The sequence below is a fragment of the Flavobacterium noncentrifugens genome, assembly GCF_900100375.1.
GTDB lineage: Bacteria > Bacteroidota > Bacteroidia > Flavobacteriales > Flavobacteriaceae > Flavobacterium > Flavobacterium noncentrifugens.
This window is the reverse complement of record NZ_FNEZ01000006.1, coordinates 114,385-140,446: the sequence shown is the minus strand read 5'-3', so window position 1 is coordinate 140,446 and position 26,062 is coordinate 114,385. Positions and strand designations below refer to the sequence as shown.

Sequence of the window (26,062 nt, the reverse complement as noted above, 5' to 3'; positions counted from 1 at the left end):
TAATTTACGGAAAACCGTAAAATCTATTTCTTGAAATTGTTTGCACCTCTTAAATACCTTTCAGGAATTACGTTGCGCGGCGGTTCGATCTGTTTTACTTTGAGTTTATTGAGCGCTTTTGCAATATCTTCAAAGTTAATTTTTGCATTTTCGGCGGCGCAAGATAGATCAGCCGCCGTAAACGTCATTAAACCCATTCCTTCAGCCAATCTTCGAAACATTTCTCCCGCTTCTACAGCGCTGGAAAAACCTATATTTATAATCCTATTTTCCATCAAGCAAACAGATTTGGGTATTAATTTCGCCAACGGTTTCAAAAATCCCATCGTAGATTTTATACATCAATTCCGGTTCCTGATGTACTGGCTGATAAACGAAAACCGCCTTTCCCATTCCTTTCATCCAACCAGCTTCGGTATTTGCGCTACGGCCACATGGTAAAACCATTACACAACAATCCGCCCATTTCATTGCATCGAAATCAGAATCAAATCCGGCGATTGCTAAAGGATGTTCTAAGGCGGCTTTGTATTCCCCAAAAGTCCAAAGTTCCCAATGTTCATCTATTGAACTCCACGCGAAACCACTTCTGGAAGGTGGGTTTTTAAAATCATAAACTTCATGTCCGGCACCTCTCAAAAGTGCGACTACCAATTGTTGATGTTCATTTCTCCATGAACTTGCTACGTAAATTTTCATATCGTTTATTTTTAATATTCATCGTTATAGCGCTTTTGATTAATCCATGTGACCAGGTGCGCTTTTGACTGGCCAGTTTTTGCAAGATCTTTGTTGTACGGTTTTATTGCCAGGAAACATTTCACTTTGTCACCTTCAGATAATTTATTGAAGGCTTTTTCCGAAAGTTCCCTTTTCCTTTTGAGCGCGTACAGTTCCCAAAGCGTGTCAAAATTTAAAATCGGCTCCGCTTTTACGATCTCGAAATTTTCTTTCATTTTTGGAATCCAATTTTGTAAAATCATCGATTCCAATGCCGGAAAATTACCTTCAAAAAAAAGCCACTTTGTTTGCTTAAAAGTCAAAATTCCTGACAAGATTTGAAAGCTTTCGATTTCGCCGGACAAATGGTACCGGAATACCCAAACACTGTCAGCTTGCCTCGCTTTTACAGTGTAACTTGTTATTAATTGTTGCATCCGGTTTATTCTATATCGGTTAATTCTGCGTACAGATCCAGATTTAATTGCATTGCGTGTTCTAACTCCCATTTAGATTCCGGCGACGCTTTAGAATCCGGCAAAAAGAAGATAGCCTGACAATCTTCGAGCGCACGAAGCTTTGCGCGCATCGCTCTCAAATATCCCATCGATGCCGGAACCAGTGTGTAAGGATTCACGACTTCAAAACCCTTCTTTTCCAACAACACTTGCATAGCGGAAAACTTTTGTTGTGTCGGAATGGATGGGCCAGAAACTTTGCCTGATATGTATATTTTTGGTTTCATAATTTTTGATCTAACAGAAGATTTATTGTGATTGCGTTAGCTCTAATTTCAGAAACAGTTTCATTGTTTATCAGTCCGGTCAAGTACACGCAAATTGCATAAGCTTCATGATACTTGAAAGTAAATTTGTGCTTTTTCTTTGTGTCAAAAAGATTGACCTTTTTACTGATGCTTTTGAACTTTTCAGTGAAAATGTCTTTTATGTCTAAAATGATACTGATCTGGGATTTTAAAATCCGGTCTGGATTGTTTAGCAGCTTCATTTGAAATTCTTTTGAATCTTCAAATTTGCTTAAAGAAGCTGCTAAAAATCCAATCTGATCTGGTGTAAGTTTAATTTCAATTTCCATCGCCTAAATATAATCCGGTTGATAATTGGGTTTTGTATTCGCCGCCTTCGATACCTCGCATCTTTGCGCGATCTGCAAGCTCTTTTTGAGTGAGTTTTGACAGGTCAATCGTTGTCAGATCTTCAGGGCGGTAAAGCTTTGATGCGATGATGTACCGGCCAAAGAATAGCTGCTGTAATTCAGCGCGGCGGGCGTTACGTGTTTTGGCTGATCTGCAGCGCTTCAGTTGCGGCAAAACAATCTTTTTGTACTCTTTGTTCATGTGCTGCTTGAAGTACTCGAAAGCGCAAGAAAACAGCACATAATCCAAGTATTCAAACTTCATTTGAATTTCCCTGCAGCCGAATGTGGAAAGCCAGGGTTTAAATTCCTTTCCAGGGAAAAAGAAATCGTACAGTTCTAAGAAAAGCGATTTGTCGATCTCTAAAGAATATTTGAAGCTGTACGTTTTTTCTTTGATCCGCTCGATCTCTGAATCATCAATATTGTAGCGTTTCATTAAACGATCCAGTGCGCGTTTTGCGGCTTCTTTTTCACCGGCTTCGCCGCGATTTACCAATTCGTAAACTTTGGCAATTTTCAATCTTGTTTCTTCAGTCATTTTAGCAGTCTGTTTGAGTTGATAAAGTTTTTTTGCATTCTGAACAGCGATAGATACTTTTTTCGCAAGTGCCTGCCGTCATCATTATTAATTTTTCCTTAGGGAAATCGTGTGTACACATATCCTGTTTGAATAACTGCTTTGCATTGCACCACGTATTGCAATAATTTGGATCTAAACAGGTGCATTTTGGATAAGGGCTGTAACGTTTCGGCTCTTTTGTTCGGCGCTTTGATCGAATAAGCTTTAAAATAAAGCTGCAGATTAACGATGATATAAAGCCGGTGAAAAACGAAATTGTTAAAATACTTTGAACACTATTATAATTATTTTCCATTTACTTAAATCTGTGTTTTACAATGCCTTCCAGGGCTTTGATTGTTTTTGACAATTCGATTTGTGTTTGCAGCTTTAAAGGCTTTTTAACTGGTGATTTATCGCTTTTCAAAAAGTCGCTTAATCGTTCCAAATCCGGTACTTCTTCATGACGTGCATTTGGTACCGTCCATTGCGCCTGATACATCAATGATAAAATAGCGTTGTGCTTCGGGTTGTTTTTGTCGAAAAATGCCCAATTTTCTTTCGGTTGCGCCGTTCCTGTTTGCTTCGCTAAAATTTGGTTGGCCTGATCGAAAGAAATGGCTGTAAGGCTCGTTTTTGAGTTGTCGCCGGTAACCCATTGCACCCATTCGTTTTTGGTGTCGATCTGGTAGCTGCTGTTGCGCATGATTTCTTTGCGCTGAACAGAAGTTGATGGTTTAAAGTCTGTCGCTGTCATTTTTGCCGATTAACGTTACTGTAAACATTTTATAGTTGTTGTCGCCGTTAGCTTTAACTTTCCAAACTTCGAGAGTTCTAAGATCGATAGCGCTTGCCGTATATCCGAACTCAGCAGAAAAACAGTTTTTTCTGGGAATAGCCCTTAATCTATCTTTAAATTGGTTAATCCACGTTTCGGAATCCGAAGCAAAAGTGACCTGCATCTCTTTCACTAAAATTGAAACTTGTATTTCCTGTTGTCCGTTGCCGCGCCTATGTGGCTCTGCGTTCCACTTCATGCTCATATTTATAAATTTTAAAATTTGTTCCCGATGCGGGGATCGAACCCGCAAGCTTTCGCTTTGCTCCGCTCACACACAATCGGGATCCGTACTGTGGTATTTAATTACTTGATGTACTCAAGCTTTTTCAATTTATCGGCAAACCATTGTTTGAAAATGCCGAGCCAAAGTATCAGGCAAGCTGTTGCGAAAAATGCACCGCAAGCAAGCCAGACATAAAAGATCAGGTTTAGGAACTGGTTAAACTTTTGCATCGCTCAAAGGTTCAGGGCTGAAAAAATCGAACGAATAACCTGCAGGAAAATCGACTGATGAAAGCGCAAGCGGAATATTGACTTTCTTACCGCCATCATTGATAACAGAAGCTTCAACAAACCAACTGGATCTTACTGGCCTGTAAGCTGCAGCAATAATCTGCACACCGTCGATCAATTCCTGGTCTTTTTGCTGTTCTGCAAATTGTTGAAGTTCTAAGACACGACTGCCTTTTAAATTTCCTTTAGAATCGAGTTTTAAAAGGTTGAAAACAACGTTAACCAGATTGGCTGTTTTTTCATCGACAGATAACCTTTCTAAGTATTTTTTTACTTTTTCGATTCCTGCAGTATGCGTATCATCCCAACCATCATTGATCCGGTAACCGATTACGATTTCGGCATGTTCAGTTGTGAAAGTGTGCGAACGTTGTTTTTCCTTAATGCCATAAACTTCATTTTTGAGTTCAAGAATTTGCTCGAACCTCTGAAATATCTTTTGTTTGGCTTTTGATAATTCTTCGGAAATAACACACAATTCAAAAAGTCCGGACGAAACGGCACCGGTAACTAATTCCTTGTAAGCGGTGCGGTTTTGTTGCTTTTCGTTTTTCCTGGCTTCCAGTGCAGCCAATAATTCTGCAGTTGAAACTGCATTTAAATCTGGTTTTGTAAGTATTTCTGACATGGTATTTTGTATTAAAAATTTACTTCTATAAAATCAATTGGTTTTTCAATGGCTGTAAGGCCGTATTTATCGATCAGCTTTGGCACTTGTGCGATAATGTATTCTATACTTTCGGGAACCGGTCGCGGTTCGCATTCAACTTCTGGAAGGGCAAGTAAGCGGCCACGTTCCTGATTGATTAATATTCTTTGACCTTTCGTCAATAACCAGGGATTTTCAGTTCCGTACATCAAAGCCAGGAATAAATCATCCAAGCGGGATTTTGCAGCTTCGTATGTCATACTGAAATTTTGTTTAATTGTTTTTCTTCGAGTTCGATTAACTTGTTTACATAGTAATTTCGCCTTTGTGTAAGCATTATTTTACCATATTGACTGACATTTTGATGCTGCAGATCAGTATTCAATTCTGCAATTTTGGCTTCGAGCCATTCTTTTGTTACTTCCATCTTAGTTATAGCTAAAAACTTTGATACCGGCTACGGCAATTTGTTTGGTTTGTTTGTCAACTTTTTTCGCTTCATAAATCAGCGGCTTTGGAGAAATGTTCAGCATTTTTTCAACGCATTGGGTATAGCATACGGCCAGATCTGCCGCATCGATTACACCATTGCTCACATATCGATTTGCGCGGTATAAAAATTCCTGTTCGCATTTTGTGTACTCAGTCCGGTACCATTTTGCGATGGCATTATTTGAGATGATTTTTTGCGTTTCCAAAATATCCATTGCAACGCTTTCGCACCATTCCAGATAGTTGGTAAAAAAGCCGCGTTCGTACTGTTCTGGCGTGACGTTTAATAATTGATAAATTCTTTTCATTGTGGTATTTTTTATTATTCTAAATCCAACCAATATTTTGCGGCCTCTTCTGGCCAAATCACATAAGGTTCCCCGCCGCCAAGTCTTGAAATTGGAAAAGCTTTGTAACCTTCAACTCGGATCTTTATATCCGAATCGTATCTAACAAAATCGGCAACCGTACCTTTCGGCTCTTTGCCTTCCGCATGGCTGATGAAAATGAACAGCTTATTCGGAAACTCATTAATCAAATCGATGAACTGAACTTTTGTCAATTTGGAATGCTGTACGCTGTTTATAAAAATGAATTTGGCGCTTTTTCGCTTCCTTAGCCGGACTTTTAAGTCTTCGATGGGTTCTTTGTTTAAAAGCAGAAAGTTTTGCTTTACATCGATCATTTTGCATTCTCGAATCGTTTTTTGCATAGACTTTCGTACACCTTCTTCTAAATCATTCCAAAGTACTTTTCCGTGACCGGCCAGACACTTTGCAAGCATCATTGTAAATCTTGACTTTCCAGATCCTGATTGTCCCCAAACGATCCATGAGCCACTTGATTCGGGTTCGCCCAATAGTTTGAGCCAATCACCTTCCAACACGAGATCTTTATACTTCTTATTTTCAATTTCATCGACCGTTACTGCACGGTTATTCGCCATTCAGTTTCTGTTTTTTGTAAGCATGGATCATACGTTTCACACGGCGCATGTCATATTCACACGAATTCCAAATTTTTTTAATTTCTTCAGGATCACTAACGCCATTTGCGACACACGCCTGCATAACATCAGTGCTTGTTAAACCGTTGAGTTCAATAAATCGTCTACCGATTCGGCTGTAGATTTCGTTGTAACCTTTTTTGTTAAGTCTTAAACCGCGTTCAACCCTCTTTTTCAAGTGATCTGTAGCACAAAGGATAAAGCCGCAACGATCTTCCAAATAATTGTAAAGCGTGATGTAAAAAAGCAACACTGAATCTGGAAGTTTGTCATATTCGTCAAGTATGATTATTGGATCGATTCTGGTAATGATCCGGCGTGTAATTTCACGCATCATCTCTGACACTTTTAGACCTGAACAACTATGTCCCATTACAGTGAGTAATTCTTCTAAAAATTGTTTGCGATCCCAATACTCATTGCAGGTAAGCACATAAGTATTTCTATTTGCTTTAGCATACAATTCAAAAGTTTTCGATTTGCATGATCCGGCGCGGCCAATGATACCCATTGAAAGGCTATTGGTTTTAGCGTCGTTTAAAAACTGATTAAGTTCTTTGTAATCGACGGTTTCAACATAAATCCATTCATCTGCAATGCTTCTTTTGCCAGTGCCGATTTGCGCTGAAACAGTTAGCCACATTTTGTCGGCAATATTGTTCCAATTTTTATTTATGATTTGGCTGATCGTTGCAGAACTTACATCTTTAAGTGAATTTGCAGCCTGTGATTGGCTTTCAAACCGTGAACAGTAGATGATAAGATCTGCAGTAATTTGTTCTTTGTTTGGAGTGTCCATATTCGGGGTGTGGTATTTGTACTTTTTTTAATATTTGCTGAAAACACTTTCGGTGTTTACAAAATCCATCGGATCTGCAAACGATTCTTCTTTTTGATGTTGGCCAATGTCAATTGGAACAGCTTCTTTTTCTTTTCTAGCTTTTTTTTGTTTGCGGCTCGATTCGATTCCTTTTAATGCCGGATTTTTCAAGCCGTAACTTTCAGTTGACATATTTTGTGAATCGAGAATAGCGTCCATTTGATCACGTGCTTCAATTCTGATCCGCTTGTTTTCAAGTTCAACTTGCTTAATGAAACTTGCTTCCCATTCGGCCTGTTCTTGATGGCCTCGATGAATATTCACTTTAGTTTCTGCTGCAGCAACTCGTTTTAAACCTAATGGCGTTTGTTCGTAAAGCTGAATCATTGTCATATCGTCTGGATCGTATTTGACAACGAACTTTTTATCGACGTTGTTTCGCAACCATGTGATGTCGGGCATTCGTTCCTGATCCATAACCACGTATTGGTATTCGGTTTTTTTTAAAGTGAAATTGATACCATAAGAAGTGCAAGTGATCGGCTGATCAAGTGAGATCCAAAACATATCAATCATATCAAACATTGAAACTTTTTGTGTGCCAGGATTTTCAGATCCTAAATACATTTCTAAGCGTGATATTCCAGTTTTTGAGTGTATTCCTTCGTTCCATTCCTGGCGTCTTTTTCGATAGGTTTCTTTGACTTCATCAAGCGTTGGAAGACTGGCGGCATTTGCTAAAATCATTTCCATATCGGCTTTACTTTCGATGCTTTTAGCCTGGATATTTTGACCGGTGAAAAACCAGTCTTGTTTTAAATATTCCATCTGAAAACGTTTAAAGGCATTTTCAATGGTTTTCGATTTACCGTTATAAGGCGTAGTATTTCGTGTAATTCTCGCAAGCTTGCCTAAGAAGCTGTTGGCCTGCAATTTCTTTGTTCCGCCCTGGTTATCAAATTTGATTTCATAGGGCTTATGTGCTGAAATCTGTAGCGCCATTTTAAAAGCGTGGTATTGCGCTTCGTAATTTTCACTGTCGCTGATATGATACCCGACAAATACTTCGCTGTAGGTGTCAAAAACCTCGTAAACTTGACAGGTTTTCGGCTTATTGTCGGCACCCAAATAATAATAGTTCAGTTTGGTTCCATCACTGTACCAAAGGCTGTCACGCATCGACGGTAGAATTGTCGTGTGCTGATAGCTGTACTTTTCTTTTGATTTGAGTTCACCGAAGCGATGACCATACCAAAGCGGTTCTATTTTTGGATCCTGCAGGAACACGATCAGCGACTTTTCGCTTTTTAGTTGCTTCCAACCATGTTCCGGCGCAACTTTGTTGTATTCTCGCAGAAGTTGCATGTGCGTAGCACAACGCTGTACGCGATTTGCCCATCTAGCAAGAACCCACGCTTTTGCATCGTCATTGATCTTCTCGGAATTCTTGTGACAGAAACCTTTGTGAATTAAACTTACATAACCTTCAGTTTTATAAAGCTTCCATTTATCGTGAAGGCGGCGAGGGTTTGCCGGTAACGAATGCGGAAATTTATTAAAAGGCAATTCTGAAACAATTTCAGCTATTTTTTCCCAGGGCTTTACAACCTTAGAACCTAATGCTTTTCGTTTGTTCATCGTAGTAGATAAAATTCTATCTACAGCATTTAGAATTTCTGCATTTGCAATATATTCTGTTTTGTTTTTTTCCGGAAGTTCCTCTTTGTTTTCAAGTCGGTAACTGTTGAAAAATTCAGACGCAAAAGAATCCGACTGCACATAATCAACGAAAGTAATGTGCTTTGCTTTTTGTGCAGGATCGCCCGCTAAAGCAATAATCTTTTGCTTGATGTCATTGCGTATGGAATCAAACTTTATCCAGGCTTTGCGACCGTTACCTCCGATATTCATTTTCTCGAATATTTTGCGGGAACATAGCTGCTTGTAATTTGATTCGGAAACGACCTCATTTTCAATAAGCCACGATCCGGACACGCATAAAATGTTGTTTTGGTACTCGAACATAATTTTACTTGTTTAGGTATTTCGTTACCACAACTTTTTCGGAATTTTCAAGACGCTTATATTCTGTCTGAATCCGATCTTGCATTAGACCAGGACGGTCGCCTCGCAGAAATTTTCTAAGGTAGTCATGACCGAATCCAAACATTTTTTGAAGCGCATTGAGAAATTCCGTATTGTAGTAATTCCTTTTTTTTGTTTCTTTGCTCATTGTGGTATTTGTATTTTGTACGAGACAAATGTATCGAAATATTTCTACTAACAAAGTAATTTACTAGAAATATTTCTATGAATAATGAAAATATTATTGATCGCCTTGATGAATACATGAAAATCAAGAACTTGAATGATAACCAAGTCACCAAAGACGCGGGTTTGTCAAATGGCTTGATTGGGAAATCCAGAAAAGCAGCTAAAGGCTTACATTCCGACACAATCGAGAAAATCTTATTGACTTATGGAGATTTAAACCCTGTTTGGTTTTTGCTGAATCGCGGCGAAATACTCATTGACGACATAAAAATTTATCCTGAAGATTTTCACAAGATTGATGAACTATCGGAGCCGGAAAAGGTGTTTAAATTGAAAACGGATCGGTTACTATTAGAACAAAGGATTCCGATATATGACATTGAAGCTTCAGCAGGAATTGTTGGTCTTTTCAATAATATGGATTCAACTACAATTGAACCTGTTGGTTATCTTTCGATTCCAAATTTACCTAAGAGTGACGCGGCTTTAAGGATCACTGGCGACAGTATGTATCCACTGCTGAAAAGTGGCGATATTGTTGTCTATCGCCTAATAGAACTTGACATCGATAATATTTTCTTTGGTGAAATGTATTTAGTTTCAATGCAAATAAGTGGCGATGATCATTTATCTGCAAAATGGATTCATAAATCTGAAAAAGGTGATTCTTATATAAAATTGGTAAGTGAAAACAGACACCACCATCCTAAGGATGTGCATATATCAAAGATCACGGCGATGGCAATTATCAAAGCTACAGTCAGGATAAATTCTATGTCTTAATCGGAGAAAGAGTATTTTTTTCGTAGAAATCGGCAGAATACCACTAAAATCGCGGCTTTTCGAGAATTAGAAGCTGTTTTTTAGGGGTAGTTTGTGGTATCGAATAACATTTTTTTGCGCATTTTTAGCAATTTTAAGGTGCGTTTGTGGAATGTCAGCGCATAGAAAAGTTTCTATAATGTAACCGCAACTGTAACCGCAACTGTAACCGCAAATTAAAATGTACCTTTTCTGTAACATTACTGTAAAATAAAGAAGCCTTCAATAAACTGAAGGCTTCTTTAATATATTATAGCTTGTACGAACTTCTTTAAATTGCTTTTAAACGCTGATAAATAGCCGGTTTGTGACCTTTTGAATGGGATGTGGTAGTATGTGCGGTATTATGGTAGATCGAAGTACACAGCAATGGTACTTGAATTATACACAATGGTAGTAAAATGTACAATTCATAAAATACTTGCGTTCGACCTTTTTAACTGTGAGAGCCTTATTTTGTTGGCTTTAGACCTTTTTTGAACCTTTTTATAAATGTACAATTCATTTTAGTGGCCTTACATGCATAATAAAATTCGTTAATTTTTTTAATACATAAAAAAACTCCCCGATGTTGGAGAGTTGTTTATTGAGCGAATAAGAAATTAGAAAATTAGAAAATGGCTAATATTTAAAAAATCGCTGATCATTATCTGATTTTCTAATTGTCACATTATCTAATTTTAAGATTGCCCGTATATTTTGTTATACAAATCCTTGTATTTTTCCATGACTTGCTTGCGCTTGAGCTTCATTGTAGGTGTTAAATGCCCGCCGTCAATCGACCAAACATCTGGTGTGAGTTCGAATTTTTTGACTTTTTCCCAATTTCCAAATTTTTCATTTGCGGAGTCCACTTCTTCCTGGAAACGTTTGATGACTTCTTCGTTCTTAATCAGCTCTTCCTTGGTTGAACCAATATTCAAGCCTTTTTTTGAAGCCCATTGCTTTACAAATTCAAAATCGGGCTGTATGAAAGCTGCAGGCATTTTTTCGCCTTCGCCAACGACCATAATTTCACCAATAAAACGCGACTGTTTCATTGCATTTTCGATCAATTGCGGCGCAACATATTTTCCTCCCGAAGTTTTGAACATTTCCTTTTTGCGATCGGTGATCTTCAGGAAGCCTTCGCTGTCGATTTCGCCAATGTCGCCGGTATGAAAATAGCCGTCAATGATTGCTTCATCGGTTTTTTGTTGGTCATTATAATAACCCATCATCACATTTGGGCCTTTGCAGAGGATTTCGCCATCGTCAGCGATTTTAACTTTTACATTATCGATGATTTTTCCGACAGTTCCAATTTTAAATCCGCGGTTTCTCATGTCATTTACGGCAATTACAGGCGAGGTTTCGGTCAATCCATAACCTTCCATCACTGGAATTTCTGCAGCAGCAAAAACACGCGCCAGCCTTGGCTGTAGTGCTGCGCTTCCTGAAACCATCAGTTCGAGATTTCCTCCCAGGCCTTCTTTCCATTTAGAGAAGATCAGCTTTCGGGCAATTTTTAATTGGAATTCGTACCAGAATCCGTTTTTGCCATAAGGTTCAAATTTTAATCCAAGGTCAATCGCCCAAAAGAACAGTTTTCTTTTAATTCCGGTTAATTCAGCGCCTTTGGCATAAATCTTATCATAGACTTTTTCGAGCAATCGCGGCACGGCTGTGATCACATTTGGATGCACTTCCTTTAAATTGTCGCTCAATTTATCAATCGATTCGGCGAAGTAAATCCCAACACCATAATATTGGTACAAATAAGTCACCATTCTCTCAAAAATATGGCAGATTGGCAGAAAACTCAAAGCGCGTGTTTTCCCCGCATTAAACGGAATGCGTTTTTCACTTCCCAAAACATTAGAAACAATATTTTCATGGGAAAGCATGACGCCTTTTGGCCTTCCGGTTGTTCCTGAAGTATAAATAATCGTTGCTAAATCTTTGGTTGTAATGGCGTCTTTCCTGGTTTCGACCTCATTTTGGTTGCTTTCGTCTTTTCCGAGTTCGAGGATTTCCGACCAGTTTTTGCAGCCTGAAATCTCGTTAAATGAATAGACTTCTTTTAAAGCAGGAACATTTTTCCTGATAAGGTTGACTTTTTTCAGCACTTCTTCATCTGAAACAAAGCAATAAATTGAACCCGAATGGTTTAAAATGTATTCGTAATCTTCCTCAGAAATCGTAGGATAAATAGGTACGTTCTGGGCACCGGTTTGCAAAATCCCAATATCCAAAATATGCCATTCTGTTCGGTTGTTGCTTGAAATGACGGCAATTTTATCGTCTTTCTGAATTCCCAAACGAAGCAAAGCCCGCGATACAGTATTGGCTTTCGCCAGATATTCTTCAGTAGAAGTTTTTACCCAATTGTCTTTGTATTTGGTAACCAATGCATCGGGAATCTTGTAATTTTGCAGCTGGTGGTAAGGGAAATCGAACAGTCGGGTGATGTTGGCCATTAGGGATTATATTTTAATTCCATGCAAATTAGTAAAAAAACTCCTCAAAAAATTATGCGTTAAGCAAAAATTAAGTGTAAATCTTCACGTATTGATTATATTTGGGAATTCCGAACATTAAACTTTCACAATGAAAAAGCTGTCATTTTTAAAACCCATTCTTAATTTTTTGCTCATCGGATTGATAATTACGACTTTAAGCAGGATTTTCCTGTTTTTCGTATTTAGAAATCGTGTTGTTGCGACTGAAGATTTCTGGATGATTTTCCCTATTGGATTGCGGATGGATTTGATCGTTTTGTGCTATTTGTCATTTCTCCCAACTTTATTAATTTGCATTTTGCCTGACAAAGCGCTTTTTAAAATCAGGAAATTCTTTAGCTTTTATTTTATACTTTTCCTGTTTTTATTTTTGTTCATGGAGTTGGCTACTCGTGACTTCATCAATGAATATGACACGCGCCCAAATAAATTGTTTGTCGACTATTTACTGTACCCAAAAGAAGTGGGAACAACTTTATTAAAAGGCTACTTATGGTCGATCATTGCAACGATTGTCGTACTTGCGATCGGGTTGTATTACAGTTTTAAATTTGCGCCGAGATTGTTTTATCCAAGAGCAGCTGTTTATAAAAATAAGTTGGTTGCTTTTCCGTTAGTTGCTTTTTTATTGTTTTTCGGAGCCAGGTCAAGCCTGACTTCAAAGCGCCCGATCAACGCCAGCAATGCGATTTTTTCTACAGATCAGTTGACCAATTCATTGGGACTCAATTCACTTTACACCGTTGGATTTGCAATTTATTCGATTAAAAACGAAGGAAATGCTGCCAAAATGTATGGCAAAATGGATGAAAAAGAAGCTTATGCCAGGGTCAAAAAATACATGAATGTATCGGAATCTGACTTTACAAATCCGGATTTGCCGTTCAGTCACGTGCAAAAAACCGACAGCCTTCGCGAACGTCCTTATAATCTCGTCATCTTTTTACAGGAAAGCCTCGGTGCCGAATATGTAGGAAGTCTTGGTGGAAAACCGTTAACGCCTGAATTTGACAAACTGACCAAAGAAGGCATGCTGTTTACCAATTTATATTGTACCGGAACGCGAAGTGTCCGTGGCATTGAAGCAGTTGTCACCGGATTTTTGCCTTCCCCGTCGGAAAGTGTCGTAAAGCTCAGCAATTCGCAAACCGGCTTTTTTACATTGGCGGAAGCCCTAAAAGAAAAAGGTTATGACACCAGTTTTATTTACGGCGGCATGGCGAATTTTGACAATATGGCTTCGTTTTTCAACGGAAATGGCTTTGAGAATATTATCGATGAATCGGATTTCGATGCTTCGAAAACGGCTTTCCACGGAACCTGGGGTTATTCGGATGAAGATTTGGTCGTAAAAGCCAATGAATATTTCAAATCGCAAGGCAACAAGCCGTTTTTCTCACTGATGTTTTCGACTTCAAACCACGAGCCTTTTGAGTTTCCTGACGGCAGGATCCAATTATACGACAAGAAAAAGCAAACCGTAAACAATGCGATGAAATATGCCGATTTCTCTATCGGAAAATTCTTCGAAATGGCTAAAAAGGAAGCTTATTTCAAAAATACGATTTTCATTGTAATCGCCGATCACAATACCAGAACGTATGGAAAAAACCTTGTACCAGTGAATAAATTTCACATTCCGGCACTTATAATCGGGCCAAATGTTCCAAAAGGAAAACCATATGAGAAACTCAGCAGCCAGATCGATATTCCGCCAACTTTACTTAATTTAATCGGAATGAACATCGAAACGCCAATGCCGGGCCGCGATTTATTTAAATTGCCAGAAACCACAATAGGCCGTTCCATCATGCAATTTCACGATACGAATGCATTTCGTGTAGGCAACCAAGTTGTGATCTTACAGCCTTTTAAAGATCCTGTACAATTTGAATTGAAAAACGATACGACGATGGTTCCGGTAAAACTCGATCCCGAAATGGCTAAAGATGCTTTGGCGCATGTGATCGCCGCATCGAATTTGTATAAAGAAAGAAAGTATAAATTGAAAGCACAGAAATAGAATTACAAGGCTTATAAATTTACATAAATGCTTTTTGAATCAGACATTATGAATATGACAGTCATTAGAATGGCCATCAATTCGAGTAAGAACAGCACATAAAAAAGTATGATCCGCCATAAAAATCCTGGAAACCGATAGGCTTTTTTTGTTGCATCGTAATAACTCCAAACCGGAAAAAATAAGATCATAAAAAATGAAATTATGTATAATACGCCAATGAATTGTGGAATTTTAAAGGTATTTATGAAGCTCATTGTAACAAATAATAAACTCAAAATCAGCATTCCCAGTAAACTCAAGCCGCTGACAATAAAGTGTTCTGCAATATTTAATTTTAATTTTCGAAAAATCAACTTTGCATTTATTGCCAAAACGGGAACAGTGCTAAGCATCGCAATTTTCAAATACTTGCTCAGAAAACCGGTCAAATCAAAATCTTTCGATGAAGCTTCCCTTATTGTTTTAGGATGAATTTCGTGAAAAGTGTGCGTTAGAAGAATATTCAATCCAATCACCAGCAAGCACAAATAAAATACATTGTAATAACGAATCCTTTTTCCGCCGATGTAATCCAGAGCCGCTTGTCCCGGGCGCACAAAAGTTTCTTTGATCGTAAATAAAATGCCTTTTTCCAAATGCCATACGCCGTGCAAAACATCATGAAGCAAAAAGTGTTTTATTTTGATCCGGTGTGTATCGGTTTTCTGCCCGCAGTTTGCACAGTAATTTTTAAATGTTTCTTCAGAACAATTCAAACAGTAGTTTTGATCCATAGTATTGGCGAATTTGTGCTAAAATAAAAAAAGGCTTCCGTTTTAGAAGCCTTTTTTATTATTTATTCTCCAACCATTTTCTGGCATTCACGAAAGCTTCAACCCAAGGCGATACTTCATCGTTTCTTCCATCCGGGTAATGCGCCCAGTTCCATTGAAAAGTAGAGCGTTCAATATGCGGCATCGTTACCAAATGGCGCCCGGTTTTATCGGCAAGCATTGCAATGTCGAAATGTGATCCGTTGGGATTTGCGGGATAACCGTCATACGCATATTTCGCAACGACATCGTATTTTTCTTCGCCGTATGGCAGATTAAAACGTCCTTCACCGTGTGAAATCCAAACACCTAAAGTCGTGCCGGCCAAAGTCGAAAGCATCACCGAATTGTTTTGCTGCACTTTCACCGATGTAAATCCGCTTTCGTGTTTCCCTGAATCGTTGTGCAGCATTTTTCCATGGATTTCATGTTCCGGATTGATGACTTCAAGTTCCATAAACAACTGGCAGCCGTTGCAAATCCCAACCGACAAAGTGTCTTCGCGCTTGAAGAAATTATTCAAGGCATTTTTCGCTTTTTCATTGTATAAAAATGCGCCGGCCCAGCCTTTTGCCGAACCTAAGACATCTGAATTTGAAAATCCGCCAACAGCACCAATGAACTGAATGTCTTCCAATGTTTCACGTCCCGAAATCAAATCGGTCATGTGCACATCTTTGACATCAAATCCGGCCAGATACATTGCATTGGCCATTTCGCGTTCAGAATTGCTTCCTTTTTCACGAATGATCGCCGCTTTTGGCTTTGGTTTTGAATGATCGATTGCTGGTTTTTTTCCATCAAAATGCGCTGGAAAAACATATTGTAAAGGTTGGATTTTAAAATTGTCAAAACGCTCTTTTGCTTTTTGGTCGCCCGATTGTTTTTTATCCAATAAATACGAAGTTTTAAACCAGGTATCGCGCAATTCAGAAACGTTTAAAGATAGGGCAGAAGTACCATTTTTGATATTAACCGTATTGCTCGCAGTGGCTTTTCCGATGTTGAAAAATGCAATATTATTTTGTTTGAAAATATTTTCTACAGATGGATCAGCCTGAAAGACAATTCCGATATTTTCTGAAAAAAGCAATTTCGTCGTATCGCTTTCGCCAATGTTACTCAGGTCGAAATCGGCTCCGAGGTTTACATCTGCAAAGCACATTTCAAGTAAAGTCGTAATCAATCCGCCGCTTCCGATGTCGTGGCCTGCCTGTATTTTCCCAGCTTTGATCAAATCCTGAATCACGTCGAAAGTGTTTTTGAAATTTTCAGAATTTTTGATCGTTGGCGCTTCATTTCCGATCTTATTCAGAATCTGGGCAAATGAAGATCCGCCAAGTTTAAAATCATCCTGAGATAAATTGATGTAATAAATGTCACCGCCGTTTTTCTGAAGAACCGGCTCGACGACTTTGGTAATATCAGTACAATTGGCACCAGCCGAAATAATTACCGTTCCCGGCGCAATCACATCGCCATCGGGATATTTCTGCTTCATCGAAAGCGAATCTTTTCCGGTTGGAATGTTGATTCCGAGTTCGATCGCAAAATTTGAACAGCTTTCTACCGCTGCATACAAACGCGCATCTTCACCTTCGTTTTTACACGGCCACATCCAGTTTGCCGACAGTGAAATGCCTTTCATCCCGTTTTTCAAAGGCGCCCAGATAATGTTAGATAAAGCTTCGGCAATGGCTGTACGGCTTCCGGCAGCAGGATCGATCAATGCTGCAATTGGCGAATGCCCGATCGCGGTAGCCACGCCTTCTTTTCCGAGATAATCCAAAGCCATCACACCGACATTATTAAGTGGCAATTGCAACGGCCCGGCACATTGTTGTTTGGCGACTTTTCCGCCTACGCAACGATCTACTTTATTTGTCAGCCAGTCTTTAGAAGCAACGGCTTCAAGTTGTAACACGGCTTCCAAATACGTTTTTATATTTTCTTCAGAATAAGACAATTCCGAATATTTCCTGATCATTGTAGTGTCGTTCATCACGACTTTCGGAGAGCTTCCGAACATATCTTCCAAGGCAAAATCCATTGGTTTTTCGCCTGTAGTTTTTGATTCGAATGTAAAACGATGGTTTCCGGTGACGTCGCCTACTTCATACATTGGCGAACGTTCGCGCTCTGCAATTCTATGTAAAATATCGATGTTTTTTTTCCCAATGACCAACCCCATTCTTTCCTGTGATTCGTTTCCGATGATTTCCTTTGCGGATAAAGTTGGGTCGCCAACAGGAAGTTTGTCCAAATCGATCAATCCGCCGGTTTCTTCAACGAGTTCGGAAAGGCAATTTAAATGCCCGCCAGCGCCGTGGTCGTGGATCGAAACGATCGGATTGTTGTCGCTTTCTACAAATCCGCGGATGGCATTGGCTGCACGCTTTTGCATTTCGGGATTTGATCTTTGGATCGCGTTCAATTCAATTCCGGAACTGAAAGCACCTGTATCTGCTGAGGAAACTGCTGCGCCGCCCATTCCGATCCTATAATTCTCCCCACCTAAAATGACGATTTTATCACCAGCTTGCGGTTTCTTTTTGATCGATTGGTCTAATTTTCCGTAACCGATTCCACCAGCCTGCATGATGACTTTGTCGTAACCCAATTTCCGGTTCTGTTCATCATGTTCGAACGTTAAAATTGAGCCTGTAATCAATGGTTGCCCGAATTTATTCCCAAAATCAGAAGCACCGTTTGAAGCCTTAATCAAAATGTCCACTGGTGTTTGATACAGCCATTTTCTTTCCGGCATGCCATTTTCCCAATTCCGGTCTTCCAAACGCGAGTAAGCAGTCATGTAAACTGCGGTTCCCGCCAACGGCAACGAACCTTGTCCTCCAGCCAAACGGTCACGGATTTCTCCACCCGATCCGGTTGCAGCGCCATTAAAAGGCTCGACAGTTGTAGGGAAATTATGGGTTTCCGCTTTAAGCGAAATTACCGAATCGAAATCTTTGGTTTCATAAAAATCGGGTTTGTCGGCAGATTTTGGTGCGAATTGCTGTACTCTAGGCCCTTTTACAAAAGCGACATTGTCTTTATAAGCCGAAACAATATCATTAGGATTTTCGGCAGCTGTTTTTTTGATCAATTTGAATAGGGAAGAAGGCTTTTCTTCGCCGTCAATCACAAAAGTTCCGTTAAAAATCTTGTGTCGGCAATGTTCTGAATTGACTTGTGAAAATCCGAAAACTTCAGAATCGGTTAGTTTGCGATTCAGTTTTTCTGACAAATTATTGAGATATCCGACTTCTTCATCACTTAAAGACAAGCCTTCTTTTTTGTTGTATGCTGCGATGTCTTCGATTTCTAAAATCGGTTCCGGCTTGATGTTGATTGTGTAAATTTCCTGGTCGAGCTGGTCGTATTTCTGTGATAGCATCGGATCAAAATCTGCGAAAGCGGCATCGGTTTTATGAAATTCTTCAATACGGACAATTCCGTCAATGCCCATGTTTTGGGTAATTTCTACAGCATTCGTGCTCCAAGGCGTAATCATTGCGGCACGTGGGCCAACAAAAAAATCCGTCAGGACGGATTTTTCTATTTTATTTGCGTTGCCAAAAAGCCAGTTTAATTTTGAGATGTTTTCTGCCGAAAGTTCGCTTTGCGCCTGGACTGCAAAAACGGTTTTGCTTTCGTTTCCGAAGAAATGAACCATTGTAGTTGTTTTTTATTCCGCTGCGCTCGATACAATTCGGCGACGCCTCGGGTGTTGTTGTGTGTGTGCAAATTTAGTTTAAAAACGTTAAAAAAACAACGTGTCGGTTTCAAAGAAATCTTAAAGTTTTATTGAGTGAAAGCGGCGCTTTGATAAGCTCCTATATCATTCGTTGTCCTTGAAACGCCGAGAATGTCAAATGGGAGCAGGTAAGCGGTATTTGCTTTTCTGACAGCATTTGATTCGGGGCTGATATTCAATTTGTTTTTTTCGATATTCTGGAAACCCGGATTCAATTCGATGTAATTTCCGGACGTTGCAGTAGCTGCAGTTTTGATTTGCGCATACAATTCGGGATTTGGAAGGTTTACGCCATCGTCATTGAATTTTATCAAACAATGATTGAAATCATAATTAAAAGCCGTTGCCGCATCGGCTCCTTTATCAAGGAACAATTCGACGCGGTTTGATCCGTAAATAATGCAATTGAAAAAATCTGCCTGGTTTAATGGGCTGTAATCAAAAGTGCCGTCGGCATTTTCAATATAATTGGTGAGCGTTACTGCAACCTGATTGGAATTTGCCCAATTGTTATTGAACGTGCAATGCCTGAAACTGTAATTTCCGCCATGCGTACAGGCTAAATTGGCCTGTCCGGAAGTATTGATCACTAAATTCGTTGCATTGATATTGGATGCGCGGGCAAGAATTCCTACATTCGACGTATCGTAAATCTGCGAACTTTCAATCTTTAATTTTGCGCCTTCGACCAATAAACCAACAACCGCATTTTTCAAAGTCAGGTGGTTGATCGTATTGTTGTTTTGCGAACCGCGAATCCACACCGTTCCCCATTGTCCCGGAATATCTGAATACATTGGTTCGAGTCGGTCACCTTCAAAAACCACTTCAGTTGCTGGCGAATAAGGTATATTTGAACCTTCAGTACCAATGTTGATCTGTGCGTTTGGCTGCACAACAATTCCTGAAGCATCGTGAAAATGCACGCGTGCGCCTGGGTCAATTACAAGGTTTTTTCCATCTGGAACACCGGCGTATCCATAAATAACGTAAGGTTTTTCGTTTGTCCAATGCAGTTCATTTCCGTTAACAGGATCGCTTCCATCAAGTTCAAAACCTTCAATGCGCACTTCATTTCCGTCTTCGTCAAGTCCGAGCAACAAATTTTCCCTGATTCCATTTTCCCTTGACGGATATAAAAACACGGCATCCTGAACCAGCGTTACAAGGTCAACTTTCTGGTAATTGCTTCCGCTGTAAAACTGGATCTCATCGGTATATAAAAAATCGGCAGGATTAACATCTGCAACGCTTGCCGTCGTTTCTATAAAAATAAAAAGGCTGTCTTTTGCAAGCAGTTCTACATTTGAAAATACTCTTCCGCTGCCGCCTTTTCCAGTCATTCCGTCAACCATGATGCGGTATTTGGAGTCGCCTTTGCCTAATTTTATTGTTGGGATTACAATGTCGTCTATGCTGCGGTTGTATACTTTTAACATGTAAGTGCTTGATCCGATGTTTGTAAAAACGGTATCAAGATAAACGGTTGCTTTAGAGAATTCAAGGCTTCCGGTGTTTTGGATCGTATCAAAATCTTTTCGGCACGAAGTCAGGGAAAGAATCATTCCGACGAAAAGTACAAATATAGTATTGCGCATTGTTGATTGAATTTTGGTAAAAATAGTAAAAATGTTCTTTATATAAATTGTTGTTAAAGAATAAACGCAAAACTTCAAATATTCGTGCGCGGTGTTTTTACTGTCGGCATTATATCCTATTTTTACATCAAAAACCAACCTATGAGTTTTGACAAAGACAAGATCATAAAACTGTGTAATGATTTTTCGAAAAATACGCTGATGCAGACCCTCGACATTGTTTTTACCGATGCAGGCGAAGATTTTCTGGTAGCCACCATGCCCGTTAATCCCAGAATTCACCAACCGATGGGATTGCTGCATGGCGGTGCTTCGGTGGCCTTGGCAGAGAGCGTTGGAAGTGCAGCATCAATGTTGTATGTGAATCCTGAAAAACAGGAAGTCCGTGGCATAGAGATTTCTGCCAATCATCTGAAAAGCAAAAGAGAAGGCGTAGTTACCGGAACTGCAAGGATCATCCACAAAGGCCGGAGCATTCACCTGTGGGAAATCAAAATTACCGATGAAGAAGGCAAACTGATTTCGCTTTGCAAACTGACCAATATGGTTTTACCTAAAAGAGAGCGATGAAAGATTTTTTTCAAAAAGTACAATCGCAATTGGATGCAAAACTGCCGTTTGTGATTTACAGAAAACCAAATTCTGAAAGGGTAGAAGGTTTGCTTCAAAAAGACAACAGTGTGTTTCAAACCGAAGAATTCACTGAAAAAGGTTTTGTAATGGCTTCGTTTGACGGAAGGGAAAAAGTTTTGATTCCGGAAAATCAGTCAGAAAAAATCACTTCAAATCATATTAAACAGACCGAAACAGATTTCGTTTTACCCGAAAAGACATTTACGCTTCATGCAAAAAATGACTTTGAAAACCTGGTTCAGAAAGGCATAGATGCCATAAATAATAAAGATTTTAATAAAGTAGTTTTGTCACGGACAGAAATTCTGGAGCTTTTAGAATTCGATACAATTTTTATTTTTGAAAAGCTCATCAACAACTATCCATCCGCATTTTGCTATTGTTTTTTTCATCCAAAAATAGGATTATGGTTTGGCGCCACTCCCGAAAAATTACTTCAGGTCAAGAATAATAAATTTCAAACGATGGCTTTAGCCGGAACACAGCAATTTAATGATATTGACGAAGTTATATGGGAGAATAAAGAAAAAGAAGAACAGCAATTTGTAACCGATTTTATTTTAGAAAATCTGGAAAGCGTAACATCTGATATTGCCATTTCAAATCCGTATACGTATCGTGCCGGGAATTTATTGCATATTAAAACAGACATTGAAGGCGCAATGGATAAAGATTCTACCATAAAAAAAATACTGGATATTTTGCATCCGACACCAGCTGTTTGCGGATTGCCGAAATTGGCTGCAAAAGAGTTTATTCTTGCAAATGAAGGTTACAGCAGGAGTTTTTACAGCGGATTTCTTGGCGAATTAAACTCGGATGGACTGACTGATTTGTATGTAAACCTAAGATGCATGGAAATCAAAAACCAACGTGCACATTTGTACATGGGCTGCGGCATTACCAAAGACAGCATTCCCGAAAAGGAATTTGAAGAAACGGTCAACAAATCGATGACGATGAAAAAAATTTTAAAGGACATATGATGAAATTAGACATACTGGCTTTTGGTGCACATCCCGATGATGTGGAATTGGGTTGCGGAGGTACATTGGCCAAAGAAATTGCCTTAGGCAAAAAAGCCGGAATCGTAGATTTAACGAGAGGCGAACTCGGAACACGCGGCTCAGCAGAAATTCGCGACATGGAATCGGCTGCAGCGGCGCAAATATTAGGCGTAAGCATACGGGAAAACCTGAATATGCGAGATGGTTTTTTTATAAATGATGAGGAGCACCAGCTTGCTGTGATCAGGATGCTCCGGAAATACCGCCCGGATATTGTGCTTTGCAATGCGATTGACGACCGCCATATCGATCATGGCAGGGCGAGCAAACTGGTTTCAGACGCGTGTTTTTTATCGGGATTGATGAAAATCGAGACCGAATACATTGGCGAAAAACAACAGCAATGGCGCCCGAAAGTGGTTTATCATTACATTCAATGGAAAAATATTCAGCCCGATTTTGTAGTAGATGTTTCAGGTTACAACCATAAAAAAGTGGAAGCGATCTTAGCATACGGTTCGCAATTTTACGACCCGAACAGCAACGAGCCGGAAACACCAATTGCGACAAAAAATTTCCTTGAAAGCCTTAATTACCGTTCACAGGATTTGGGCCGTTTAATTGGTACCGATTTTGGGGAAGGATTTACCGCAGAAAGGCATTTGGCAGTCAATAGCTTAGCAGATTTGCTGTAACTTTTACATTTTTTTGTTTGCAGAAGTAAACTTTTATAATATATTTGCACTCGTTAAACACGGTGATTGTAGCTCAGCTGGTTAGAGCATCGGTTTGTGGTGCCGAGGGTCGCCGGTTCGAACCCGGTCATTCACCCATAGTTATAAAGCCTTGAGGAAACTCAGGGCTTTTTTTATGCATACGATTTTGCATACACTTTACATTTATTTATAATTATTCTGAGATAAAATTATTTATGTTTATTATTCAACAGATGTAACAACTTTTAATAAATCTAATTGAAAAGTTTGCTCTAGGTTATTTGCTAGTTTTACCTGTCATTTGTTTGCTAAGATGCTCAGAAATAGCTAGTGCCATCATATCATTGATAATGATTTTTGATGGCCAAATAATTTTGTTTTCAAAAACAAAGCATTTCTTTTTTGCGATCGGCCAAATCTTAGTCAGACCCCACTCGTCATTCCATTGACATTTTTCGATTAATAATTCTGGGCCTGAGGCACAATGAAAAATAAATTTTCCAATAACCATCGTTGAAAATTGCACATTTGGGCTGAGTTTCCGTTTTCCATTAGAATGCAACATAGCTTCATGAACAGTTGTAACAACGTTCGTGGCATGTCGGTATCTGAATTTCCAATCCTTGCCGGAGAAATTGCCAATCCAAATTTTCCACCCTGTTGGTGGCATTTGAAATTCATATAAAAAATGACGATGGATAACCGGAATTGCCTGCGTGAAAGTATCAATGTATTCCGCCATTATCATTGTCATTGTTACCCAATTTGCTAGTGTATGACAATCATCAAACGCTAAAGTAACTGAATTCCCTGCAATCATTTCGGAAATCATTGACTGAGCTTTTTGTTCCATTTCACTCATCCAACCCTCATTGCATTTTTTACACACATTTCTAACTTGCCGTGTTCCTAAATGCCCTTGCTTTTGGAATTCATTAACGCTCATTGATGATGTCTTTCCGGGATTAAAGGCAACATTGTGCCTGTTGAGTTGATTGTGAAAGTTAGCATCCCGAGGAATTACTTTTCGCAACCAATTTGGCCAAATATGTTGTTTGGTTAATCCAGTTCCGCCACAAAAGATACATTTACCAGGTTGTTGCATATTAATTTATCTTTTGAAATGTAGTCAAATTTTTTGATAAATTACATTGCTGATACAAAGATTCTGTGCATAACTCCGCGTACTATTTACATTCTCAGGAAACAATTTAGATAATGAATTCTAGCAATAACAAAGTTGACAATAAGTCCTAAAATTGTGGTGCCGAGGGTCGCCGGTTCGAACCCGGTCATTCACCCATAGTTATAAAGCCTTGAGGAAACTCAGGGCTTTTTTTATGCCTTGTAATTTTAAGAACCCTGGCACTTTTCAGCCTCGGATTTTCCTTACTTTTCTCCCAATTAAAACTTAAAAATACACCCACTGTTTTTTTAAAACTCTAACTTAGAATAAAAAAAGCTATGTCAGAATTCATCACCATCGCAAAAAAGATCACTTTGCCTTTGCTTAGGGATTATATCATTACACACAAAATTGACCAGGGCGATACCATTGTCTTGAACCAGAAGGATTTGAAAGAATTGTTTGATGAGATTAAACGCCTGGGCGAAGAAATGCCGGATATTCCGCTGGAAATGCTTGGTGTTATTATCACGCAAGATGCGACAGATACGATCCCGATTGGTAAAATCCAAATTGTAAAAAACGAAAAACCATACTGATAAGCCAGATTTTCATCCATAAAAACAACCCAAATCATAAAAGAAGCTATAGCATATTAAAATACGGAATCTCAGGCGAAATGCACATCGTTAACGGAAATTTCCATCTCTATAGATCCTGTGATCCTGACGAACAATCCATCTGTGAAAAAAGTATGGACACAGGAAGGAAAATGGCATGATGGTTCCATCTGCCTGACAGCATTTGTCGCAAAGCTTAGCGAAAAAGTCTGTGCTGATTGTGTGAAATCACTCTACACAAAATATTAAACGCAAAAAAGGATCTGCTTTCGGCAAATCCTTTTTCTAACTTAATCCTAAATATTGAAACAATCTGTGTAAACCCAAAATTAGGAATATTTGCTTTTAAAGAAGTCAATTTATCATTAAGGAATCTACAAGTTTAATGACACTTATTTTCCGTCTTTATCAATTACGAGGCGATTTTTCCTATTGGCAATTTCCCACACTACAGCAAATGCGAGTTGGGTTCTTTTGGTTAGTGCATCAAACTCTATTTTTTCTACTTTATCGCCGGGTTTGTGGTAATCGGCATGCGTTCCTGTAAAAAAGAATACCGACGGAATGCCGTTTTTGGCAAAATTGTAATGGTCAGAACGATAATAAAAACGGTTTGGGTCGTTTCGATCGTTGAATTTATAATCCAAGCTCAGGTTTACATATTTTTTATTTGCTGATTCACAGATGTTGTACAAATCAGATGAAAGGTAATCCGATCCAATGACGTAAACATATTTGCTTGAATCGAGATGCGCATCATCATGGCGTCCGATCATATCGATATTGACATCGGCGACGGTATTCGCCAATGGAAACAGCGGGTTTTCAGAATAATACCGCGATCCGTGCAAGCCGTGCTCTTCTCCGGTGACATGTAAAAACAGGATCGACCGTTTTGGGCCGTGGCCTTCTTTTTTCGCTTTTGCGAATGCCTTGGCGATTTCCAAAACCGCGACAGTTCCTGAACCATCATCATCTGCACCATTGTAAATTTCGCCATTTTTCATTCCGACGTGATCGTAATGCGCTGAAACCACTACGATTTCATCGGGTTTTTCAGAGCCTTTGATAAATGCCCAGATGTTTTCGGAATCGCCAAGGTTTTCGTTGCGTTTTTTATTCATGAATTCAGCCGGGACTTTCTGGTAAAAACTATCGGCTCCAGTAGGAAACGGAATTTTACTGGCTTCATATTGGCGGATCAGATATTTTCCGGCTTTTTTCTGGCCTTCGGAACCTGTTTCGCGGCCTTGCATTTCATCGGATGCCACGACATACAAGTTTGTTTTCAGGTCTTTTTCAGAAATGTAATTGATGTATTTAGATGCATCCGAATTGTCTGCCCGAAGTCCGACCCCGGTTTTACATCCGATAAAAAAAACAGCCGAAATAAAAATGATGTATTTTTTCAT

At 39.2% G+C, this 26,062-nt stretch carries 26 protein-coding genes and 1 tRNA gene; 7 read left to right on the top strand and 20 right to left on the bottom strand.

Features of this window, described 5'->3' with window-relative positions:
* Nucleotides 1-23: 23 nt before the first annotated feature.
* From BLS32_RS15790 to BLS32_RS15725, 14 genes are all read right to left on the bottom strand, one after another.
* Nucleotides 24-275 (bottom strand): hypothetical protein, encoded by a 252-nt coding sequence (locus tag BLS32_RS15790; protein WP_091398102.1) that lies wholly within the window; start codon nucleotides 273-275, stop codon nucleotides 24-26.
* Entirely contained in the window at nucleotides 265-699 is a 435-nt protein-coding gene (locus BLS32_RS15785) for a TIR domain-containing protein (RefSeq protein ID WP_091398099.1), read from the bottom strand. Before BLS32_RS15785 ends, BLS32_RS15790 begins: the two co-directional genes overlap by 11 nt.
* Nucleotides 700-710: 11 nt before the next feature.
* Nucleotides 711-956 carry a hypothetical protein gene (locus tag BLS32_RS18355; RefSeq protein WP_139171792.1) on the bottom strand — a complete coding sequence of 82 codons (246 nt, stop codon included), beginning with the start codon at nucleotides 954-956 and terminating at the stop codon, nucleotides 711-713.
* Nucleotides 957-1,162: 206 nt separating this feature from the next.
* Nucleotides 1,163-1,465 carry a DUF4406 domain-containing protein gene (locus tag BLS32_RS15775; RefSeq protein ID WP_091398093.1) on the bottom strand — a complete coding sequence of 101 codons (303 nt, stop codon included), beginning with the start codon at nucleotides 1,463-1,465 and terminating at the stop codon, nucleotides 1,163-1,165.
* Nucleotides 1,462-1,815, bottom strand: coding sequence for a hypothetical protein (locus BLS32_RS15770; RefSeq protein ID WP_091398089.1), 354 nt, complete (start codon nucleotides 1,813-1,815; stop codon nucleotides 1,462-1,464). The genes BLS32_RS15775 and BLS32_RS15770 overlap by 4 nt, the downstream gene beginning before the upstream one ends.
* A complete protein-coding gene (locus BLS32_RS15765; RefSeq protein ID WP_091398086.1) occupies nucleotides 1,805-2,416 on the bottom strand; it encodes a hypothetical protein in 612 nt (203 codons plus the stop codon). Before BLS32_RS15765 ends, BLS32_RS15770 begins: the two co-directional genes overlap by 11 nt.
* A gap of 337 nt (nucleotides 2,417-2,753) precedes the next feature.
* Nucleotides 2,754-3,194 carry a hypothetical protein gene (locus tag BLS32_RS15760; RefSeq protein ID WP_091398084.1) on the bottom strand — a complete coding sequence of 147 codons (441 nt, stop codon included), beginning with the start codon at nucleotides 3,192-3,194 and terminating at the stop codon, nucleotides 2,754-2,756.
* Nucleotides 3,175-3,480 (bottom strand): hypothetical protein, encoded by a 306-nt coding sequence (locus tag BLS32_RS15755; RefSeq protein ID WP_139171791.1) that lies wholly within the window; start codon nucleotides 3,478-3,480, stop codon nucleotides 3,175-3,177. The genes BLS32_RS15760 and BLS32_RS15755 overlap by 20 nt, the downstream gene beginning before the upstream one ends.
* A 237-nt stretch (nucleotides 3,481-3,717) precedes the next feature.
* A complete protein-coding gene (locus tag BLS32_RS15750) occupies nucleotides 3,718-4,419 on the bottom strand; it encodes a DUF3164 family protein (protein ID WP_091398079.1) in 702 nt (233 codons plus the stop codon).
* Nucleotides 4,420-4,430: 11 nt separating this feature from the next.
* Complete coding sequence (locus BLS32_RS15745) at nucleotides 4,431-4,700, bottom strand: hypothetical protein (protein ID WP_091398076.1); 270 nt, start codon at nucleotides 4,698-4,700, stop codon at nucleotides 4,431-4,433.
* 168 nt (nucleotides 4,701-4,868) lie between these two features.
* Nucleotides 4,869-5,240, bottom strand: a complete 372-nt coding sequence (locus BLS32_RS15740) for a hypothetical protein (protein WP_091398072.1) — start codon at nucleotides 5,238-5,240, stop codon at nucleotides 4,869-4,871.
* Nucleotides 5,241-5,254: 14 nt separating this feature from the next.
* Complete coding sequence (locus BLS32_RS15735; protein WP_091398069.1) at nucleotides 5,255-5,878, bottom strand: hypothetical protein; 624 nt, start codon at nucleotides 5,876-5,878, stop codon at nucleotides 5,255-5,257.
* Nucleotides 5,868-6,737 carry an AAA family ATPase gene (locus BLS32_RS15730; RefSeq protein ID WP_091398067.1) on the bottom strand — a complete coding sequence of 290 codons (870 nt, stop codon included), beginning with the start codon at nucleotides 6,735-6,737 and terminating at the stop codon, nucleotides 5,868-5,870. Before BLS32_RS15730 ends, BLS32_RS15735 begins: the two co-directional genes overlap by 11 nt.
* A 27-nt stretch (nucleotides 6,738-6,764) precedes the next feature.
* Nucleotides 6,765-8,396, bottom strand: coding sequence for a transposase family protein (locus BLS32_RS15725; RefSeq protein ID WP_139171790.1), 1,632 nt, complete (start codon nucleotides 8,394-8,396; stop codon nucleotides 6,765-6,767).
* A 672-nt stretch (nucleotides 8,397-9,068) separates the two neighbouring features.
* Here BLS32_RS15725 and BLS32_RS15715 point away from each other — a divergent pair.
* Nucleotides 9,069-9,815 (top strand): S24 family peptidase, encoded by a 747-nt coding sequence (locus BLS32_RS15715; RefSeq protein WP_091398058.1) that lies wholly within the window; start codon nucleotides 9,069-9,071, stop codon nucleotides 9,813-9,815.
* Between the two features lie 719 nt (nucleotides 9,816-10,534).
* On the opposite strand, the gene BLS32_RS15710 is transcribed toward BLS32_RS15715, so the two are convergent.
* A complete protein-coding gene (locus tag BLS32_RS15710) occupies nucleotides 10,535-12,313 on the bottom strand; it encodes an AMP-dependent synthetase/ligase (RefSeq protein ID WP_091398055.1) in 1,779 nt (592 codons plus the stop codon).
* A 130-nt stretch (nucleotides 12,314-12,443) separates the two neighbouring features.
* Here BLS32_RS15710 and BLS32_RS15705 point away from each other — a divergent pair, with 130 nt between their 5' ends.
* Nucleotides 12,444-14,378 (top strand): LTA synthase family protein, encoded by a 1,935-nt coding sequence (locus BLS32_RS15705; RefSeq protein WP_091398052.1) that lies wholly within the window; start codon nucleotides 12,444-12,446, stop codon nucleotides 14,376-14,378.
* An 11-nt stretch (nucleotides 14,379-14,389) separates the two neighbouring features.
* Here BLS32_RS15705 and BLS32_RS15700 read toward each other — a convergent pair whose 3' ends face one another.
* The 3 genes from BLS32_RS15700 to BLS32_RS15690 all read right to left on the bottom strand — a co-directional run bounded on the left by BLS32_RS15700 (nucleotide 14,390) and on the right by BLS32_RS15690 (nucleotide 20,548).
* Complete coding sequence (locus BLS32_RS15700) at nucleotides 14,390-15,154, bottom strand: DUF3667 domain-containing protein (protein WP_091398049.1); 765 nt, start codon at nucleotides 15,152-15,154, stop codon at nucleotides 14,390-14,392.
* A gap of 58 nt (nucleotides 15,155-15,212) precedes the next feature.
* Nucleotides 15,213-18,869, bottom strand: a complete 3,657-nt coding sequence (purL, locus tag BLS32_RS15695) for a phosphoribosylformylglycinamidine synthase (protein WP_091398045.1) — start codon at nucleotides 18,867-18,869, stop codon at nucleotides 15,213-15,215.
* Nucleotides 18,870-18,997: 128 nt separating this feature from the next.
* Entirely contained in the window at nucleotides 18,998-20,548 is a 1,551-nt protein-coding gene (locus BLS32_RS15690; RefSeq protein ID WP_091398456.1) for a hypothetical protein, read from the bottom strand.
* 141 nt (nucleotides 20,549-20,689) lie between these two features.
* Between BLS32_RS15690 and BLS32_RS15685 the strand changes: the two genes are divergently transcribed.
* The 4 genes from BLS32_RS15685 to BLS32_RS15670 all read left to right on the top strand — a co-directional run bounded on the left by BLS32_RS15685 (nucleotide 20,690) and on the right by BLS32_RS15670 (nucleotide 23,020).
* Nucleotides 20,690-21,118, top strand: coding sequence for a PaaI family thioesterase (locus tag BLS32_RS15685; RefSeq protein ID WP_091398039.1), 429 nt, complete (start codon nucleotides 20,690-20,692; stop codon nucleotides 21,116-21,118).
* Entirely contained in the window at nucleotides 21,115-22,167 is a 1,053-nt protein-coding gene (locus tag BLS32_RS15680) for a chorismate-binding protein (RefSeq protein WP_091398035.1), read from the top strand. The genes BLS32_RS15685 and BLS32_RS15680 overlap by 4 nt, the downstream gene beginning before the upstream one ends.
* The gene (bshB1, locus tag BLS32_RS15675; RefSeq protein ID WP_091398032.1) at nucleotides 22,167-22,883 is read left to right on the top strand and encodes a bacillithiol biosynthesis deacetylase BshB1; all 717 of its coding nucleotides are present in this window, start codon (nucleotides 22,167-22,169) and stop codon (nucleotides 22,881-22,883) included. The genes BLS32_RS15680 and bshB1 overlap by 1 nt, the downstream gene beginning before the upstream one ends.
* A gap of 61 nt (nucleotides 22,884-22,944) precedes the next feature.
* Nucleotides 22,945-23,020 (top strand) — tRNA-His (locus tag BLS32_RS15670).
* Between the two features lie 161 nt (nucleotides 23,021-23,181).
* Here the strand turns inward: BLS32_RS15670 and BLS32_RS15665 are convergent.
* A complete protein-coding gene (locus tag BLS32_RS15665) occupies nucleotides 23,182-24,009 on the bottom strand; it encodes a hypothetical protein (protein WP_091398028.1) in 828 nt (275 codons plus the stop codon).
* A gap of 359 nt (nucleotides 24,010-24,368) precedes the next feature.
* Between BLS32_RS15665 and BLS32_RS15660 the strand changes: the two genes are divergently transcribed.
* Nucleotides 24,369-24,629, top strand: a complete 261-nt coding sequence (locus BLS32_RS15660; RefSeq protein ID WP_091398024.1) for a hypothetical protein — start codon at nucleotides 24,369-24,371, stop codon at nucleotides 24,627-24,629.
* Between the two features lie 413 nt (nucleotides 24,630-25,042).
* Here BLS32_RS15660 and BLS32_RS15655 read toward each other — a convergent pair whose 3' ends face one another.
* Nucleotides 25,043-26,062, bottom strand: a complete 1,020-nt coding sequence (locus tag BLS32_RS15655) for a M28 family metallopeptidase (protein WP_091398020.1) — start codon at nucleotides 26,060-26,062, stop codon at nucleotides 25,043-25,045.

Coding starts and splice junctions, on each gene's coding strand:
- BLS32_RS15755 (WP_139171791.1), bottom strand. CDS start 3,480: ATGAGCATGAAGTGGAACGCAGAGCCACATAGGCGCGGCAACGGACAA.
- BLS32_RS15750 (WP_091398079.1), bottom strand. CDS start 4,419: ATGTCAGAAATACTTACAAAACCAGATTTAAATGCAGTTTCAACTGCA.
- BLS32_RS15725 (WP_139171790.1), bottom strand. CDS start 8,396: ATGAACAAACGAAAAGCATTAGGTTCTAAGGTTGTAAAGCCCTGGGAA.
- BLS32_RS15770 (WP_091398089.1), bottom strand. CDS start 1,815: ATGGAAATTGAAATTAAACTTACACCAGATCAGATTGGATTTTTAGCA.
- BLS32_RS15690 (WP_091398456.1), bottom strand. CDS start 20,548: ATGCGCAATACTATATTTGTACTTTTCGTCGGAATGATTCTTTCCCTG.
- BLS32_RS18355 (WP_139171792.1), bottom strand. CDS start 956: ATGAAAGAAAATTTCGAGATCGTAAAAGCGGAGCCGATTTTAAATTTT.
- BLS32_RS15710 (WP_091398055.1), bottom strand. CDS start 12,313: ATGGCCAACATCACCCGACTGTTCGATTTCCCTTACCACCAGCTGCAA.
- BLS32_RS15765 (WP_091398086.1), bottom strand. CDS start 2,416: ATGACTGAAGAAACAAGATTGAAAATTGCCAAAGTTTACGAATTGGTA.
- bshB1 (WP_091398032.1), top strand. CDS start 22,167: ATGAAATTAGACATACTGGCTTTTGGTGCACATCCCGATGATGTGGAA.
- BLS32_RS15760 (WP_091398084.1), bottom strand. CDS start 3,194: ATGACAGCGACAGACTTTAAACCATCAACTTCTGTTCAGCGCAAAGAA.
- BLS32_RS15700 (WP_091398049.1), bottom strand. CDS start 15,154: ATGGATCAAAACTACTGTTTGAATTGTTCTGAAGAAACATTTAAAAAT.
- BLS32_RS15715 (WP_091398058.1), top strand. CDS start 9,069: ATGAATAATGAAAATATTATTGATCGCCTTGATGAATACATGAAAATC.
- BLS32_RS15745 (WP_091398076.1), bottom strand. CDS start 4,700: ATGACATACGAAGCTGCAAAATCCCGCTTGGATGATTTATTCCTGGCT.
- BLS32_RS15790 (WP_091398102.1), bottom strand. CDS start 275: ATGGAAAATAGGATTATAAATATAGGTTTTTCCAGCGCTGTAGAAGCG.
- BLS32_RS15705 (WP_091398052.1), top strand. CDS start 12,444: ATGAAAAAGCTGTCATTTTTAAAACCCATTCTTAATTTTTTGCTCATC.
- BLS32_RS15735 (WP_091398069.1), bottom strand. CDS start 5,878: ATGGCGAATAACCGTGCAGTAACGGTCGATGAAATTGAAAATAAGAAG.
- BLS32_RS15680 (WP_091398035.1), top strand. CDS start 21,115: ATGAAAGATTTTTTTCAAAAAGTACAATCGCAATTGGATGCAAAACTG.
- BLS32_RS15685 (WP_091398039.1), top strand. CDS start 20,690: ATGAGTTTTGACAAAGACAAGATCATAAAACTGTGTAATGATTTTTCG.
- BLS32_RS15730 (WP_091398067.1), bottom strand. CDS start 6,737: ATGGACACTCCAAACAAAGAACAAATTACTGCAGATCTTATCATCTAC.
- BLS32_RS15775 (WP_091398093.1), bottom strand. CDS start 1,465: ATGAAACCAAAAATATACATATCAGGCAAAGTTTCTGGCCCATCCATT.
- BLS32_RS15655 (WP_091398020.1), bottom strand. CDS start 26,062: ATGAAAAAATACATCATTTTTATTTCGGCTGTTTTTTTTATCGGATGT.
- BLS32_RS15740 (WP_091398072.1), bottom strand. CDS start 5,240: ATGAAAAGAATTTATCAATTATTAAACGTCACGCCAGAACAGTACGAA.
- BLS32_RS15660 (WP_091398024.1), top strand. CDS start 24,369: ATGTCAGAATTCATCACCATCGCAAAAAAGATCACTTTGCCTTTGCTT.
- BLS32_RS15785 (WP_091398099.1), bottom strand. CDS start 699: ATGAAAATTTACGTAGCAAGTTCATGGAGAAATGAACATCAACAATTG.
- purL (WP_091398045.1), bottom strand. CDS start 18,869: ATGGTTCATTTCTTCGGAAACGAAAGCAAAACCGTTTTTGCAGTCCAG.
- BLS32_RS15665 (WP_091398028.1), bottom strand. CDS start 24,009: ATGCAACAACCTGGTAAATGTATCTTTTGTGGCGGAACTGGATTAACC.